Below are 14,262 nucleotides of genomic sequence, written 5' to 3' on the forward strand. Positions count from 1 at the left end.
CGCTTCCCGCCGTTGAAAGAAATTGCCAGCATGTCAGCGCCCAATGCCCTTTTTTCCGAAACGATCCTGCTGCTCGGCGGAGCCGTGGTCGCCGCGCCGATCTTCAAGAAGCTGGGGCTCGGCACGGTGCTCGGCTATCTCGCCGCCGGCATCGTCATCGGCCCTGTCTTCCACGGGATCACCGATGGCGAACAGATCCTCGCCGTCGCCGAGCTCGGCGTCGTCTTCCTGCTTTTCATCATCGGACTGGAGCTGAAACCCTCGCGCCTCTGGCAGATGCGGCGTGACATTTTCGGCCTCGGCACGGCGCAGGTGGTGGTGAGCGGGCTGGCGCTGACCGCGCTGGCGTGGCTTTCAGGCGTTCTCGACTGGCGCGGCAGCATCGTTGCCGGATTTGGCCTGGCGCTGTCTTCGACGGCCTTTGCCATGCAGATCCTCGAAGGCGACGGCGACGTCAATACGCGATACGGGCAGCGTTCCTTCTCGATGCTTCTGTTCCAGGATCTGGCGATCGTGCCGCTCTTGGCGCTGATCACCATTCTCGACGGCGGTGGCAAAGGCAGCAATGCGCCGCTCCTGGATTTCACCGTGGCCGTCGGCGCGGTCGCGGCGATGATCGTTGCGGGGCGCTACCTGCTGACGCCGCTCTTTCAGATCATCGCCCGGACCGGCGCGCGCGAGGCGATGATCGCCGCTGCGCTCTTCGTCGTCATGGGATCGGCGAGCCTGATGCAGCTTGCCGGACTTTCGATGGCGATGGGCGCCTTCCTGTCCGGCGTGATGTTGGCCGAATCCTCCTACCGGCACGAGCTGGAGGCGGATATCGAGCCGTTCCGCGGCGTGCTGCTCGCTATCTTCTTCATCGCCGTCGGCCTGTCGCTGCAGCTCGACGTTCTCTTCGACAACGGGCTCTTCGTCATCGTCGCCGTGCCGATCGTCATGGCGGTCAAGGCGATCATCATCTACGGGCTCTGCCGGGTCTCGGGCTCGCCGCACGACGATGCGATCCGCATCGCCTTCCTGCTGCCGCAGGGCGGCGAATTCGGTTTCGTGCTGTTCACCGCCGCGGGTACGACCGGACTGATGTCGACCAGCACGGCATCGCTGCTGGTCGCGATCGTGACGCTGTCGATGGCGCTAACGCCGATCGGGGCGGCGCTTTCGAAGCGGCTGCTCAACGGCGACGAACGGGAGGAGCTGGACGAGGATTTCGAGGGCGCGGGCGCCGACGTGCTGATGGTCGGATTCTCGCGTTTCGGCCAGATCGCCGCCCAGATCCTGCTTGCCGGCGGACGCAGCGTCACCGTCATCGAATTTTCGGCCGACCGCATCCGCCAGGCCTCCTCCTTCGGCTTCCGCATCTATTTCGGCGACGGCACCCGCAAGGACGTGCTGCGCTCGGCCGGCATCGACCGGGCAAAGATCGTGCTCGTCTGCACCCAGAAGAAGGAAGTCACCGACAAGGTGGTCGAACTGGTGCAGGCGGATTATCCGCACACAAGGCTCTATGTGCGCTCCTACGACCGCATCCATTCCATCGAACTGCGCAACAAGGGCGTCGATTACGAGCTGCGTGAAACGCTGGAATCCGGCCTGCTCTTCGGGCGGCGGACGCTGGAGGCGCTCGGCGTTTCCGAGGTCGACGCCTACGAAATCGGCGAGGATATCCGCAAGCGCGACGAGGCCCGCCTGGCGCTGCAGGTTTCCGAAGGGCTGCAGGCCGGGCGCGACATGCTGTTTTCCCACCCGGTCCGCCCCGAACCGCTGGTCAAGCCGAAGCGCGCCGTCGATCCCTTCGAGGATGATCTGCTGGCGGGCACCGCGGATGCGACGGCGGACGCATAAATCCACTCCGGGACGTGCGAAGCTTGAGCGGATTGAACGGCGGCAGAGGCGAATGCTACTGCCAGAATCTGTCAGCATGTCTCTGTAGACGATCCTCCTGACCCAACCAGGAGGCCACCAATGATCGACAGCAACAGCATTCTACTTTTCGTAGCCGACGTGCCAAAAAGCGCCGGCTTTTATGGCCGACTGCTCGGGCAGGATCCAGTTGAGTTCAGCCCGACCTTCGCCATGTTCATCCTGCCTTCGGGTCTGGCCCTGGGACTCTGGGGCAGAGCGGGCGTGGAGCCGGCGCCGGCTGCAACGGGCGGCGGCTGCGATGTCGGCTTCAAGGTCGCGACAGCTGATAAGGTCGATACGCTTCACGCCGAATGGCAAGTCAAGGGCGCGACCATGCTGTTGCCGCCGACCAACCTGGATTTCGGCCGCACCTTTGTTGCAGCCGACCCCGACGGGCATCGCCTGCGCGTCTACAACGTTGCGGAGGACTGAAACATGTCCCGCAGCTGGATCGCAGTCGCATCAGCAAATCATGTCCGCATCGGGCGCGAAGCCGGGTTCATGCAGGTCTGTCATGGCAAGGCCGCACCGCTAAAGCGAAGCGCGCCTGGCGACCGGGTGATCTATTATTCGCCGACCGAAACATTTGGCTGCAAGGATCGCCTGCAGGCGTTCACGGCAATTGGCGTGGTCGAGGAGACGGCGGCATATCAGGTGGACGTTGACCCCGGTTTCCGTCCCTGGAGGCGCGATGTCGCCTGGTGGCGGGCCGTGGAAACGCCGATCCGGCCGTTGCTCGGCCGGCTGTCTTTCACAAGCGACCGGGGAGGCTGGGGCTATCGATTGCGCTTTGGTCTCTTCGAAATCGACAATGACGATGCCGAACTCATAGCCGAAGCGATGCTCACTGAACCGCGCATGGATGTCGCCCGGAAACAAGCAACGGTTCCCGTGCAGTGCACTTTAGCGCTTTAGCCGCGCTTCGATCTCGCGGTCGAGGGCGAACTTGAGGTCGTCCTTGACGCCGACGGACATGGCGAGGACTTCGCGGGCCTTGAGGAAATCCATGACGCCGGTGCGGCCGACCGTCGGGCGCAGGAAGATATGCGGCGCGCGGAGCTTCAGTTTCAGCGTGATCGCCGTCTGCATCATCAGCTGGCCGGAACCGAAGATGCTTTCCATGCGGTTCGGAATATGGGTGCCATCGCCTTCCGGCGCGCCGACGACATCGATGCCGATGACGATGTCGGCAAGGTCCATCAGACATTCATAGGGCACGGGATTGCTGATGCCGCCGTCGATCATCACGCGGTCGCGCAGGCGCACCGGCATGAAGACGGCGGGAATGGCGGAAGAGGCGGCGAGCGCCGGGAACAGCTCGCCCTGCTCGATGATCACCTCGCACTGCCCGTAATAATCGGTGGTGATCACCTTCATCGGCACCAGCAGGTTCTCGAAACGGGCCGGCAGCTCGGATGGCAGGAAGGCCTTGAGGATCCGCTCCAGATTGAACTGGCCGATGCGGACGCCCTTGGCCACCGCATCGCGCACCGTCGCCGGCCTCAGGCCCCAGATGCGGGCGATGACGGCCGTCTTGTTGCCGACGGTCGCCAGCGCATGTTCGCGGATTTCAGCGCCGGACATGCCGGCCGCCATGCCGGCGCCCATGATCGCGCCCATCGAGGAACCCGATATCGCCACCGGGCGGATACCGAGTTCATCCAGCGTCTCGATGATGTGGATATGGGAAAGCCCGCGCGCGCCGCCGCCGCCGAAGGCAACCGCAACCGTCGGCAAATCGCTGATCGCAGGCAGTTTCGGACTGATGATCTCTGCCTGCTGCACGCCCCGCCCCCGCTTATTGCGGCTGATATCGGAAGAAATGCACCCTCGTATCGCCAAAGATGCGGTTTTCGAGGAAAACATAGGAAGGGTGGACGGAAACGACAATATCGGCGCGTTCTTCGAGCACCGCAATCGCGCCCGGCCGCAGCCAACCGCCCTCGGCCGCCGCCGCCATCGCCTTTTCGCCGAGCCCCTTGCCGTAGGGCGGGTCGGCAAAGAGCATGTCGAAGGGCTCGAGATTGCCGACGCTGCCGAGATCGGTCGCATCCCGGCGCAGGATGCGGGTGCGGCCGTGCAGGCCGAGCGCATCGATGTTCTCCCAGAGCAACGCCCGGCCCTCGACGCTGTTTTCGACGAAGAGCGCGTGGCGACAGCCGCGCGAAACGGCTTCGAGGCCGACAGCGCCGGTTCCGGCAAAAAGGTCGAGGATCCGGGTGCCGTCGACACATTCCGGATAGGCATGGCTCAATATATTGAACAGGCTCTCGCGCGTCCGGTCGGCAGTCGGCCGGATATCGTTGGATTTTGGCACGGCGAGAGGCCGTCCGCGAAACTCACCGCCGACGATCCGCACCGCGCGTCATTCCCTTTCCTTTCGCACCACCTTTGGACGGCCCGCCTGCAGGCCTGTCGCCGCCCGGCCTGTCACCGCCCGACCTGTCACTGCTCGACTTGGCGCCTTTCGGCTTGCCGGAAAAATTCTTGGCCCCGCCGGGCTTGCCGGCAAAACCCTTGCCGCGCGGCTTGTCACCCGAAGGCCTGTCGCTCGAAGGCCTGGCACTCGAAGACTTGTCGCCAAACGATCTTTCACCGCGCGGACGCTCCGAGCGGCCCTCGCCGGCAAAGCTTCTGGCTGCCCGCGGACGTTCGTCACCATCCGCACGCGGCTTGCGATCCCCACGTGGCTTGTCGCCGAAGGGACGATCGCCACGCGAGGGACGGTCGCCGAAGGGCCGCTCGCCGCGCGGACGCTCCGAACGGGCCTCACCGGTGGAGGCTCTGGCAGCCCGAGGACGCTCGTCGCCGTCGGCACGCGGCCTGCGATCACCGCGCGGCTTGTCGCCGAAGGGTCGATCGCCACGCGAGGGACGGTCACCGAAAGGCCGGTCGCCGCGCGGACGCTCCGAGCGGCCTTCGCCGGCGGAGCTTCTGGTGCGCGGACGTTCGTCACCCGCTTCGCGCGGGCGACGGTCGCCGCGCGCCGGGCGGTCGCCAAAACCGCGATCTTCACGGGCGGGGCGGTCCCCGAAGGAACGCTTGCGGCCGGAACCTTCAGCCTCATCCTTGCGGCGGGGCTGCTCGCTCGAGCGAATCCATTCGCCATCCTCTTCGCGCACACGGTTCACCTGCGTGCGCGGGCGATCCTCGGTACGGTCGAACGCGTTCTTTGCCGGCGCCTGCTCGCCGCGCTTGCGCGCCGTTTGTGCATTCTTGGCGGCTTTCGCGGCGGCCTTTTCGCCGAGCGGCCGGGCGCCCGGCGCCATCCAGACATTGGCGCTGCGGCGCTGGCCGAGCGGCTGGGGACGCTTCGGCTTGTCGTCGTCCCTGCGGCCGCTGTCGCGGCGATCGTCATCTCTGCGCCCACCGCCGTGGCGGTCGTCGCGCTTGGTGTCGAGGCGGCTCAGCGCCCGTTCGCGCTTGTCCTCGTCGCGGCGCGGTCGCTCGCGCTTTTCCGGCACTGCAGGCTCTGCCTCTTCCTCGGCAGCGACAGCTGGCGCATTGTAGATCGGCGCGTCGAAATTCGCCTTGGCTTCTTCGATGAGGCGCGGGCCGAGCTGGTCGCGCAGCGTGCGGCCGCGCACTTCGACGACATGGCCTTCCGGCAAGTCGCCGAGCTGGAACGGGCCATAGGAAATACGGATCAGGCGGTTGACGTCGAGGCCGAGCGCGCCGAGCACGTTCTTGATTTCGCGGTTTTTGCCTTCACGAAGGCCCATGGTGATCCAGACGTTCGAGCCCTGGGTGCGGTCGAGCGTCGCCTCGATCGAGCCATAGAGCACACCGTCGACGGCGATGCCGTCCTTCAGCTTGTCGAGCGCGTCCTGATCGATCTCGCCATGGGCGCGGACGCGGTAGCGCCGCAACCAGCCGGTCGCCGGCAGTTCCAGCGCGCGGGCAAGACCGCCGTCATTGGTCAGCAAGAGCAGGCCTTCGGTATTGATGTCGAGACGGCCGATCGACATGACGCGCGGCAATTCTTCCGGCAGGTTGTCGAAGACGGTCGGCCGGCCTTCCGGATCGGCATTGGTGGTCACGAGGCCAGCCGGCTTATGATAGAGCCAGAGCCTGGTGCGCTCGATGCCGCGGATCGGCACGCCGTCGACCTCGATGCGGTCGGCGAGCGTGACGTTGACGACGGGGGTTTCGAGAACCCTGCCGTTCAGCGTTACCCGGCCTTCCATGATCATGCGTTCGATGTCGCGGCGGGAGGCGACGCCGGCGCGCGCCATCACCTTGGAAATGCGTTCGGCCTTGGCCTCGCCATCGGCCTCGGCGATCGCAGCCTTTGCCGGCTTGCCACCGCCCGGCTTGGCGCCGGTCTTCGGCTCGGTGTCCCGTGAAAACGGCTTTGCGCCCGGGCGTTTTGGCTTGTCTTTGGGTGTCATTTGTTGTTTGCCTGCCTTTTGGGCCTGTCTATCAGGTCACGCATCTGCGGTTAAGTGGAAATTCGTGCGATCGTGAAGACAAATCGTTTCATGGAGATGGCGCTTGAAGAAGCGCGCGCCGCCGGAGAACGCGGCGAGGTACCGATCGGCGCCGTCGTCGTTGTCGACGACATTGCCGTGTCACGCTCGGGAAACCGCACGCGCGAGCTCAATGACGTGACCGCGCATGCCGAAATCGCCGCAATCCGGCTCGCCTGCGACGCGCTTGGGCAGGAACGTCTTGTCGGCGCCGATCTCTATGTGACGCTCGAGCCTTGCACCATGTGCGCGGCAGCCATCTCGTTTGCGCGTATCCGCAGGCTCTATTACGGCGCCGAGGATCCGAAGGGCGGCGCCGTCGACAATGGCGTGCGATTCTATGCGCAGCCGACCTGCCACCACGCCCCGGAGGTCTATTCCGGCTTCAACGAGGTGCAATCGGCCGAGATCTTGCGGAGATTCTTTTCGCAACGGAGAGAGGCGCCGTAATCAGCGGCGTCTGTGCGCGGCGCCGTCATTCCTGTCGGCGCCGAAAAAGCTATTGCAGGAGGTTCCACCACTGCTTGCCGGTGTTGGCGACCGCTGCATCCTTCTTGCGCTTCTTCTGCTTCTTGAGCTCTGGCTCGCCGAGATCATCGAGCTTTGCCGGATCGTCGACAGTGCGGTAACCGGGCGGCGGATCGGATATATAGCGGCGCTGATCGACATAGGAGCCCTTCTGCAGGGCGCGGGCTTCACGATAGGCCTTGGTCTGGGCTTCCGTCGTGCGCCGGCCGCCTTCGATCGCCGAGCTGGCGAGAGGCGAGCGGTAATTCGGATTGTCCGAGTTCGCGTCGGCCTCGGAAACGAGGCGGGCGCGGGTCTCCTCCGGCGATTCAAGCCATTGCGGATTGTCCTTGTTGGCGACCGTCGGCTGCGGCGCAACCAGGTTTTCCTTCTGCGCCTCGGCCGGCAGCACCAGCGTCGGACGCGGCGTGTACTTGACGCCCTTGTTCTTCGGGTCCGGTCCGGTCAACGACACGGACTGGCCGAGATCGTCGGTCAGCTGTTCCATGGCGGTCTTGTCGGTGCCGTAGGTCGGGCTGCTGGCGCAACCGGACACCATCGAGCATCCCGCCATGACGACAGACAGGCAGGCGCCCATACGGAACCAATGCGATGTTAACATGAAAACCCTTCCACCCCGGTGCAATCGTCGCCCAACCGGACAACCGTCCCCCTGACGCAAAAATCCGGCCATTTTCAGGCAGCTTTTACCGGATGAACCGCGAAAGCGCAATTCACCCGGTAATATTCTTCACGCGAGCGCGGCGAGTTCGCGAAGGGCGGCGGCGTCGCGGGCCGAGACATCGGGATATTCAGGATCGGAACCGACATCCCGGGTGATGCGCCAGGAGCGGGCGCATTTTTCACCCTCGGCCAGCTTCGGCACGACGCTGACCTCAGGCACCTCGGCAAGGCGGAAGGCATCCGCCGGGCCTTCGCCGGTCTTGATCTCGATCGCCGAGGTGATGCAGACTTCGGTGAAGTCCTGACCTTCGAGCGCCTTCAGCAGGTCCGGATCGGCGATGTGGACGACGGGAGCCGCTTCCAGCGAGGAGCCGATGCGCTTGTCCTTGCGCTCGATTTCCAGCGCGCCGGTCACAACCGAACGCACCGCGCGGATCTTCTTCCACTTCTCGGCCAGGGCATCGTTGCGCCATTCCTTGGCGACCGGGGCAAACTGCTCCAGATGCACTGACACGGCGGACGGGTTGCGCGACAGCCAGGCCTCCTCGGTGGTGAAGGGCAGCATCGGAGCGAGCCAGGTCACCATGCAATCGAAGATCTGCCGGATGACATGCAGGCTGGCGCGCCGGCGCAGGCTCGACGGCGCGTCGCAATAAAGCGCATCCTTGCGGACATCGAAATAGAAGGCCGAAAGCTCGACATTGGCGAAATCGATCAGCGCCCGGGCGATCTTCTTGAAGTCGAAGCTGTCATAGTTCTCGCGCACCAGCTCGTCGAGTTCGGCAAGCCGATGCAGCATCAGCTGCTCCAGCTCCGGCAGATCGGCGAGCGCGATCTCCTCGCCCTTGTCGTGGGCGAGCGTGCCGAGCATCCAGCGGATGGTGTTGCGCAGCTTGCGATAGGCGTCGACATTGGTCTGGATGATCGTCTTGCCGACGCGCAGGTCGTCGGCATAATCCGAGGTCATCACCCAGAGGCGCAGGATATCGGCGCCGGCATCCTTCATCACTTCCTGGGGTGCGGTGACGTTGCCCTTCGACTTCGACATCTTCTCGCCCTTCTCGTCCATGGTGAAACCATGGGTGAGGACGGCGTTGTAAGGCGCACGGCCGCGGGTGGCGGCCGATTCCAAGAGCGACGAATGGAACCAGCCACGATGCTGGTCGGAACCTTCGAGATAAAGGTCGGCCGGCCACTTCAGGTCCGGGCGGTCCTCAAGCGTGAAGGTGTGCGTCGAGCCGGAATCGAACCAGACGTCGAGGATATCCATGACCTGCTTCCAGCGGGAATGGTCGTGGTCATTGCCGAGGAAGCGTTCCTTGGCGCCTTCGGCAAACCAGGCGTCGGCGCCTTCATGTTCGAAGGCTTCGAGGATGCGGGCGTTGACGGCGTCATCGACCAGGACCTCGCCATGCTCGTCGGCAAAGACGGCGATCGGCACGCCCCAGGCGCGCTGACGCGAGAGCACCCAGTCCGGGCGACCTTCGATCATGGCGCGCAGGCGGTTCTGGCCGGCGGCGGGCACGAAACGGGTGTCGTCGATCGCGCTCAGCGCGCGCGACCGCAGCGTCGTGCCGTCGGCAAGGGTCTTGTCCATATAGACGAACCATTGCGGCGTGTTGCGGAAGATCACCGGCTTCTTCGAACGCCAGGAATGCGGATACTGGTGCTTCAGCCGGCCGCGGGCAAAGAGCGCGCCGCGGGCGATCAGCTCCTTGATGACGCGGTCATTGGCATCGCCCTTCTTGCCGTTGTCGTCGATGACGCGGGCGCCTTCGAAGCCGGGGGCATCCGATGTGTAGAAGCCGCCATCGTCGACCGGGAACGGGATCTTGGTCTCGATGCCGCGCGCCTCGAGCGTGCGGACAGCCGACATCCAGGCATCGAAGTCCTCGCGGCCGTGGCTGGGTGCGGTGTGCACGAAGCCGGTGCCGGCATCGTCGGTGACGTGATCGCCATCGAGTAGCGGCACATGGAATTCATAGCCGCCGTCGAGACCCTTGAAGGGATGGGCGCAGGTCATCGCTGCGAAGTCGGCCGCAGAGACATCGCTCAAGCGCTTGTACTGCAACTTGGCCTTGGCGAAGGATTCCTCGGCCAGCTTATCGGCAAAGATCAGCCTTTCGCCGGGACGCGGACCAAAGTCGTTCTCGGCCGCCGTCACTTCGTAAAGGCCATAAGAGACGCGCGCGGAAAAGGAGACCGCGCGGTTGCCGGGGATCGTCCAGGGCGTGGTCGTCCAGATGACCACGAACGCGTCCTTGAGCGCGGCCGGGCCTTCGACGACCGGGAATTTCACCCAGATCGTGTCGCTCTCATAATCCTGGTATTCGACCTCGGCCTCGGCCAGCGCCGTGCGCTCGACGACCGACCACATGATCGGCTTGGAACCGCGATAGAGCTGGCCGCTCGCGGCGATCTTCAGAAGCTCGCCGGCGATGCGCGATTCCGCGTGGAAGTTCATCGTCGTATAGGGATTGTCGAAGTCGCCCTCGATGCCGAGACGCTTGAACTCTTCCGCCTGGACCTTGATCCAGCCGGTGGCGAACTCACGGCATTCCCGGCGGAATTCGTTGACCGGGACCTCGTCCTTGTTCTTGCCCTTCTCGCGGTACTTCTCCTCGATCTTCCATTCGATCGGCAGGCCGTGGCAATCCCAGCCAGGCACGTAATTGGCGTCGTAGCCGCGCATCTGGAATGAGCGGTTGATGACGTCCTTGAGGATCTTGTTCAGCGCGTGGCCGATATGGATGTTGCCATTGGCATAGGGCGGGCCGTCGTGAAGGACGAACTTCTCGCGGCCGGCGGCAGAAGCGCGCAGCTTCTTGTAGAGACCCATCTCCTGCCAGCGCTTGACGAGTTCGGGCTCCTTCTGCGGCAGGCCGGCGCGCATGGGGAAATCGGTCTCGGGCAAATAGAGGGTCTTCGAATAGTCGATCTTTTCGGCTGTGTCGGTCATGTCTGACAATCGTTTTCTGGCAGCCCAGGAAGGGCGCAACGGGCGTGAAATAGCTGGTGACGGCAGCGCTCGTATCCAAGCGCCAAAAACCCGGACCTTCCGGCCGCTTAGCGCGCGCGGAAGGCCGGGCCGATAATTCGCATCGTCATCGCCAGCCGAAATTTCATCATCGCGCCGGTTCATAGGCGTTTTTGCCGGGAAAAGGAAGAGGCCGGCTGCCACAACGGAAGCAATTGAAGACTGAGCCAAATGCGCATATATATAGGGGCAATTGGCAAGAAGGTGTTCACGGTAATGCTCAGTTCTCTTCAGACGTCCGATCCGATGACCATACGCGAGCGCCTCGAGATCGCTTCGCACGGCTCCGTCCAGGTTTATGACGGAGCGATGGCATTGAAATTGACAGAGTTCGGCTTTTCCGTGGAGGAAATATATCGTTTCGTCGCACCGCGCCGAACTCTGGCGAGACGTAATGCGAACGGCGAGCCGCTGACGGTCGAGGAAAACGACGGCGCCTTACGTATCGTGCGGATCGCGGACATGGCTAAGCGCATTTTCGGCGACAGAGCCATCGCGTTCGATTGGCTGCGCAAGCCCAATCGCGGCATGGACGGCATCACGCCAATCGATCTCCTGGAATCGGAAACCGGCGCGCGCCTCGTCGAGCAGGCCCTGCAGCAGATCGACCACGGGATTTACGTCTAGGCGATGATCTTATGGCGTATCTCGAATTATGCCGATCTTTCCGGACGCGGCGGGCTGCTTGCACCGGGACGATGCCATCATCAGGGAATTCCCGTCGTCTATTGCTGCGATCACCCGTCGACTGCGCTCCTCGAAATTCTGGTACAGGTCGATCTGCATCAAATTCCGAGAGATTTTCAGCTCCTGAAAATCCGTTGCCCGGACGACATTGAAGCCTTCGATATCGGGATCGACCCTGCTGCGGTCAATCAGACCAGCCTGACGCGCGACCGTGGCAGCAAATTGCTGGAAGACAATGATTTCTGTCTGCTGCGCGTCCCATCGGCAATCATGCCGGAGGCCGCGAATATTCTCATCAATCCGCGTCATCCGGACGCGTCGCGGCTGACAATCGAAAAAACGATCCGCTATCCTTTCGACAGCCGGCTATTGCGCTGAGGAAAAGCACAATTTCCCATCAAGCGCACCGAGCGGCCTGACGCCCGATAGCAGCGCCCTCGCCTCCTCCTCGTCGCGTTTGATCTGGGCGACGAGCGGATCGAGGCCGTCGAATTTCAGTTCGGGTCTCAGATAGCCGAAGAAGGAGACGGAGCAGAGCTGACCGTAGAGATCGCCGCTGAAATCGAAAAGATAGGTTTCGAGCAGCGGCGCGCCATTTTCCGTCACCGTCGGGCGGCGGCCGTAGCTGGCGACGGCATCGTGGAGCGTGCCGTCTTCGAGGCGGAAACGCACGGCATAGATGCCGGCGGCAAGATCGACCTCGGGCGGCAGGCGCATATTGGCTGTGGGGAAACCGAGCTGCCGGCCGAGCTTTTCGCCGTCGATTACCTCGGCTTCGACCGTATAGCGGTAACCGAGCATGCCGGCGACTTCGCTGACATTGCCCTCCTTCAGCAGCGCGCGGATATGGCTCGACGAGACAACATCGGCGTTTTCATCGCGAAAAGCATCGATCAGGGTGACGCCGAAGCCGTAGCTATGGCCGGCATTCATCAGGAAGGCGGGGCCGCCCTCGCGGCCGCGGCCGAAATGGAAATCGAAGCCGGTGACGACTTCGGAGGCGCCGAGCCAATCTTTCAGGATCGAATGGATGAAATCATCGGCCGAGCGCTGCGAGAATTCGTAGTCGAAGGGATATTCGATGACGGCGCTGAACCCCAGCGTTTCCAGGATGCGGGCCTTCAGCGGCGCCGGCGTCAGGCGGAAGACCGGCGTCTGCGGCCGGAAGACCGTGCGCGGATGCGGCTCGAAGGTCAGTACCAAAGCGGGGATACCGCGGGCCTTGGAGATTTCGAGCGCGCGATTGAGCACCGACTGATGGCCGCGATGCACGCCGTCGAAATTGCCGATGGCAATGACGCCGCCCTTCAGATGGGCGGGCAAGGGTTCGCGGGTTTCATTGCGGTGGAAGACGGTCATCGGCTGGCTTCTCTTCATGCAAGGCGGGGCATCCACCACTTCGGCGCGGCGTTTTCCCGTTCGAGATAGGCGTGGAGGATCGCCTCGTCGGTCTCGCCGTTCAAGGTGTATTCCTTGGCGTGGATACCGCCGCTGATGTAGAGAAGGTCGAGGCCGTAATTCAAGGCGCCGCGCACATCGGTCGGCATGCCGTCGCCGATTGCCAGCACGCGCTCGACCGGGAAATCGCCGCGAAGCTCGCGAGCAGCGGCCATCGTCGCCTCGTAGATCGGCTGGTGCGGCTTGCCGGCGATGCGGGTGCTGCCGCCCAGCTGCTCGTAGTAGGCGGCCATGGCGCCGGCGCAGGGGATCATGCGATGGCCGCGCTCGACGATGAGGTCGGGATTGGCGCAGATCATCGGCACGTCGCGGGCTTTGAAGTCGAGAAGCATGTCGGTGTAATCCTCCGGCTTTTCCGTCTCGTCGTCGAAAAAGCCGGTGCAGACCAGCGATTGCGCTTCGCCAGCCGGCCGGCGCTCGACGCCAATGCCTTCGAGAAGCGCCTTGTCGCGCTCGGGGCCGAGCAGGAAGACCGTCTTCGGCCCTTCGGAGATCAGCCGGCGCGTGACGTCGCCCGAGGTAACGATCCGGTCATAGGCGCTGTCGGGAACGCCGATCTGGCGCAGCTGCTCGACCACCTGCCAGGAAAGGCGCGGCGAATTGGTGATGAGGACGACGGCGGCGCCGCTTGCGCGGGCCGCTTCAAGGGCGGCAGCCGCCTTCGGAAACGGATCGACGCCATTATGAACGACGCCCCAGACATCGCAGAGCACCACATCATAGTGACCTGTTATGTTAGAGAAGTTTTCTATCCGCTTGGCCATTCCGATTTCCCGATTTGCTTTAGTCACGGTGACATTGCAAAGGCGCAAGGCGATGGCAAGGCATTTTCTTCGCTGCCGGGCCAATGCGAAGATCCTGACCGGCAATCCGATGGCGCGGATGGGCAAAAGGTTTTGCCGACCCCATCCCGAAGCGGCAGATCGTCAAGGGCAGACGGACTTCGCCAAAGCCCGGTCGCGCCATGGTTTCGCCTGCAATCTCCGACTATTCTCCGGTCTCTTCACAATTCCGGCACAAAAATTCGTGATTGCTCTCATTGACTCCTTTCGGAGCCATCCCTAAATGCTCGTCGCTAGCACTCACCGCAAGGGAGTGCTAACACCTATCCATGTGGGCCGCTCCGGTCCGCGAATGTCATTCGATCGAGGGATTAGACAATGGCAAGCACCAATTTCCGTCCGCTTCACGACCGCGTCGTCGTTCGTCGCGTCGAGTCCGAAGAAAAGACCAAGGGCGGCATCATCATTCCCGATACCGCCAAGGAAAAGCCGCAGGAAGGCGAAATCGTCGCCGTCGGTTCCGGCGCTCGTGACGAGTCCGGCAAGGTCGTTGCACTCGACGTCAAGGCTGGCGACCGCGTTCTGTTCGGCAAGTGGTCCGGCACCGAAGTCAAGATCAACGGCGAAGACCTTCTGATCATGAAGGAAGCCGACATCATGGGCATCATCGGCTGATCGGCCGACCTGCTTTCCCGAAATGGCTGACGGGCCTTTTGCCCGAACAACTCGAATT

General features: G+C 63.4%; 15 protein-coding genes. 8 read left to right on the plus strand and 7 right to left on the minus strand.

The genetic code is table 11. From position 1 onward, the window contains the following. Nucleotides 1–30: 30 nt before the first annotated feature. The 3 genes from FHT69_RS20090 to FHT69_RS20100 all read left to right on the plus strand — a co-directional run bounded on the left by FHT69_RS20090 (nucleotide 31) and on the right by FHT69_RS20100 (nucleotide 2,820). The gene (locus FHT69_RS20090; protein WP_047613808.1) at nucleotides 31–1,845 is read left to right on the plus strand and encodes a monovalent cation:proton antiporter-2 (CPA2) family protein; all 1,815 of its coding nucleotides are present in this window, start codon (nucleotides 31–33) and stop codon (nucleotides 1,843–1,845) included. Between the two features lie 120 nt (nucleotides 1,846–1,965). Then, a complete protein-coding gene (locus FHT69_RS20095) occupies nucleotides 1,966–2,337 on the plus strand; it encodes a VOC family protein (protein ID WP_097542871.1) in 372 nt (123 codons plus the stop codon). 3 nt (nucleotides 2,338–2,340) lie between these two features. Continuing rightward, entirely contained in the window at nucleotides 2,341–2,820 is a 480-nt protein-coding gene (locus tag FHT69_RS20100; RefSeq protein WP_047613804.1) for an EVE domain-containing protein, read from the plus strand. Here FHT69_RS20100 and FHT69_RS20105 read toward each other — a convergent pair. The 3 genes from FHT69_RS20105 to FHT69_RS20115 are packed head-to-tail and all read right to left on the minus strand — an operon-like array spanning nucleotide 2,809 to nucleotide 6,296. Further along, the gene (locus tag FHT69_RS20105) at nucleotides 2,809–3,690 is read right to left on the minus strand and encodes a patatin-like phospholipase family protein (RefSeq protein WP_047613802.1); all 882 of its coding nucleotides are present in this window, start codon (nucleotides 3,688–3,690) and stop codon (nucleotides 2,809–2,811) included. The genes FHT69_RS20100 and FHT69_RS20105 overlap by 12 nt on opposite strands. A 13-nt stretch (nucleotides 3,691–3,703) precedes the next feature. Next, complete coding sequence (rsmD, locus tag FHT69_RS20110; protein WP_047613800.1) at nucleotides 3,704–4,264, minus strand: 16S rRNA (guanine(966)-N(2))-methyltransferase RsmD; 561 nt, start codon at nucleotides 4,262–4,264, stop codon at nucleotides 3,704–3,706. Next, nucleotides 4,245–6,296 (minus strand): pseudouridine synthase, encoded by a 2,052-nt coding sequence (locus FHT69_RS20115; protein ID WP_183905866.1) that lies wholly within the window; start codon nucleotides 6,294–6,296, stop codon nucleotides 4,245–4,247. The genes rsmD and FHT69_RS20115 overlap by 20 nt, the downstream gene beginning before the upstream one ends. A 90-nt stretch (nucleotides 6,297–6,386) precedes the next feature. Here FHT69_RS20115 and FHT69_RS20120 point away from each other — a divergent pair, with 90 nt between their 5' ends. Continuing rightward, the gene (locus FHT69_RS20120) at nucleotides 6,387–6,824 is read left to right on the plus strand and encodes a nucleoside deaminase (RefSeq protein WP_097595301.1); all 438 of its coding nucleotides are present in this window, start codon (nucleotides 6,387–6,389) and stop codon (nucleotides 6,822–6,824) included. 49 nt (nucleotides 6,825–6,873) lie between these two features. On the opposite strand, the gene FHT69_RS20125 is transcribed toward FHT69_RS20120, so the two are convergent. After that, complete coding sequence (locus tag FHT69_RS20125; protein ID WP_047613796.1) at nucleotides 6,874–7,503, minus strand: hypothetical protein; 630 nt, start codon at nucleotides 7,501–7,503, stop codon at nucleotides 6,874–6,876. A 129-nt stretch (nucleotides 7,504–7,632) separates the two neighbouring features. Next, on the minus strand, nucleotides 7,633–10,524 hold the full coding sequence (ileS, locus tag FHT69_RS20130; RefSeq protein ID WP_097595302.1) for an isoleucine--tRNA ligase: 2,892 nt from the start codon (nucleotides 10,522–10,524) through the stop codon (nucleotides 7,633–7,635). Nucleotides 10,525–10,773: 249 nt separating this feature from the next. Between ileS and FHT69_RS20135 the strand changes: the two genes are divergently transcribed. Both FHT69_RS20135 and FHT69_RS20140 read left to right on the plus strand, forming a co-directional pair. After that, a complete protein-coding gene (locus FHT69_RS20135; RefSeq protein WP_245433284.1) occupies nucleotides 10,774–11,229 on the plus strand; it encodes an antitoxin Xre/MbcA/ParS toxin-binding domain-containing protein in 456 nt (151 codons plus the stop codon). A gap of 3 nt (nucleotides 11,230–11,232) precedes the next feature. After that, complete coding sequence (locus FHT69_RS20140; RefSeq protein ID WP_183905867.1) at nucleotides 11,233–11,667, plus strand: RES family NAD+ phosphorylase; 435 nt, start codon at nucleotides 11,233–11,235, stop codon at nucleotides 11,665–11,667. On the opposite strand, the gene FHT69_RS20145 is transcribed toward FHT69_RS20140, so the two are convergent. Then, a complete protein-coding gene (locus tag FHT69_RS20145) occupies nucleotides 11,656–12,648 on the minus strand; it encodes a bifunctional riboflavin kinase/FAD synthetase (RefSeq protein WP_097542930.1) in 993 nt (330 codons plus the stop codon). The genes FHT69_RS20140 and FHT69_RS20145 overlap by 12 nt on opposite strands. A gap of 14 nt (nucleotides 12,649–12,662) precedes the next feature. Next, nucleotides 12,663–13,511: a TIGR01459 family HAD-type hydrolase gene (locus FHT69_RS20150; protein WP_047615329.1), complete on the minus strand. Its 849-nt coding sequence runs from the start codon at nucleotides 13,509–13,511 to the stop codon at nucleotides 12,663–12,665. Between FHT69_RS20150 and FHT69_RS20155 the strand changes: the two genes are divergently transcribed. Together FHT69_RS20155 and groES are read left to right on the plus strand one after the other, a co-directional pair. Beyond that, nucleotides 13,504–13,812: a hypothetical protein gene (locus FHT69_RS20155; RefSeq protein ID WP_183904223.1), complete on the plus strand. Its 309-nt coding sequence runs from the start codon at nucleotides 13,504–13,506 to the stop codon at nucleotides 13,810–13,812. The genes FHT69_RS20150 and FHT69_RS20155 overlap by 8 nt on opposite strands. 95 nt (nucleotides 13,813–13,907) lie before the next feature. Continuing rightward, a complete protein-coding gene (gene groES, locus FHT69_RS20160) occupies nucleotides 13,908–14,204 on the plus strand; it encodes a co-chaperone GroES (protein ID WP_004675403.1) in 297 nt (98 codons plus the stop codon). Nucleotides 14,205–14,262 lie beyond the last annotated feature (58 nt).

The organism is Rhizobium sp. BK008, assembly GCF_014197345.1.
Taxonomy (GTDB): domain Bacteria; phylum Pseudomonadota; class Alphaproteobacteria; order Rhizobiales; family Rhizobiaceae; genus Rhizobium; species Rhizobium anhuiense.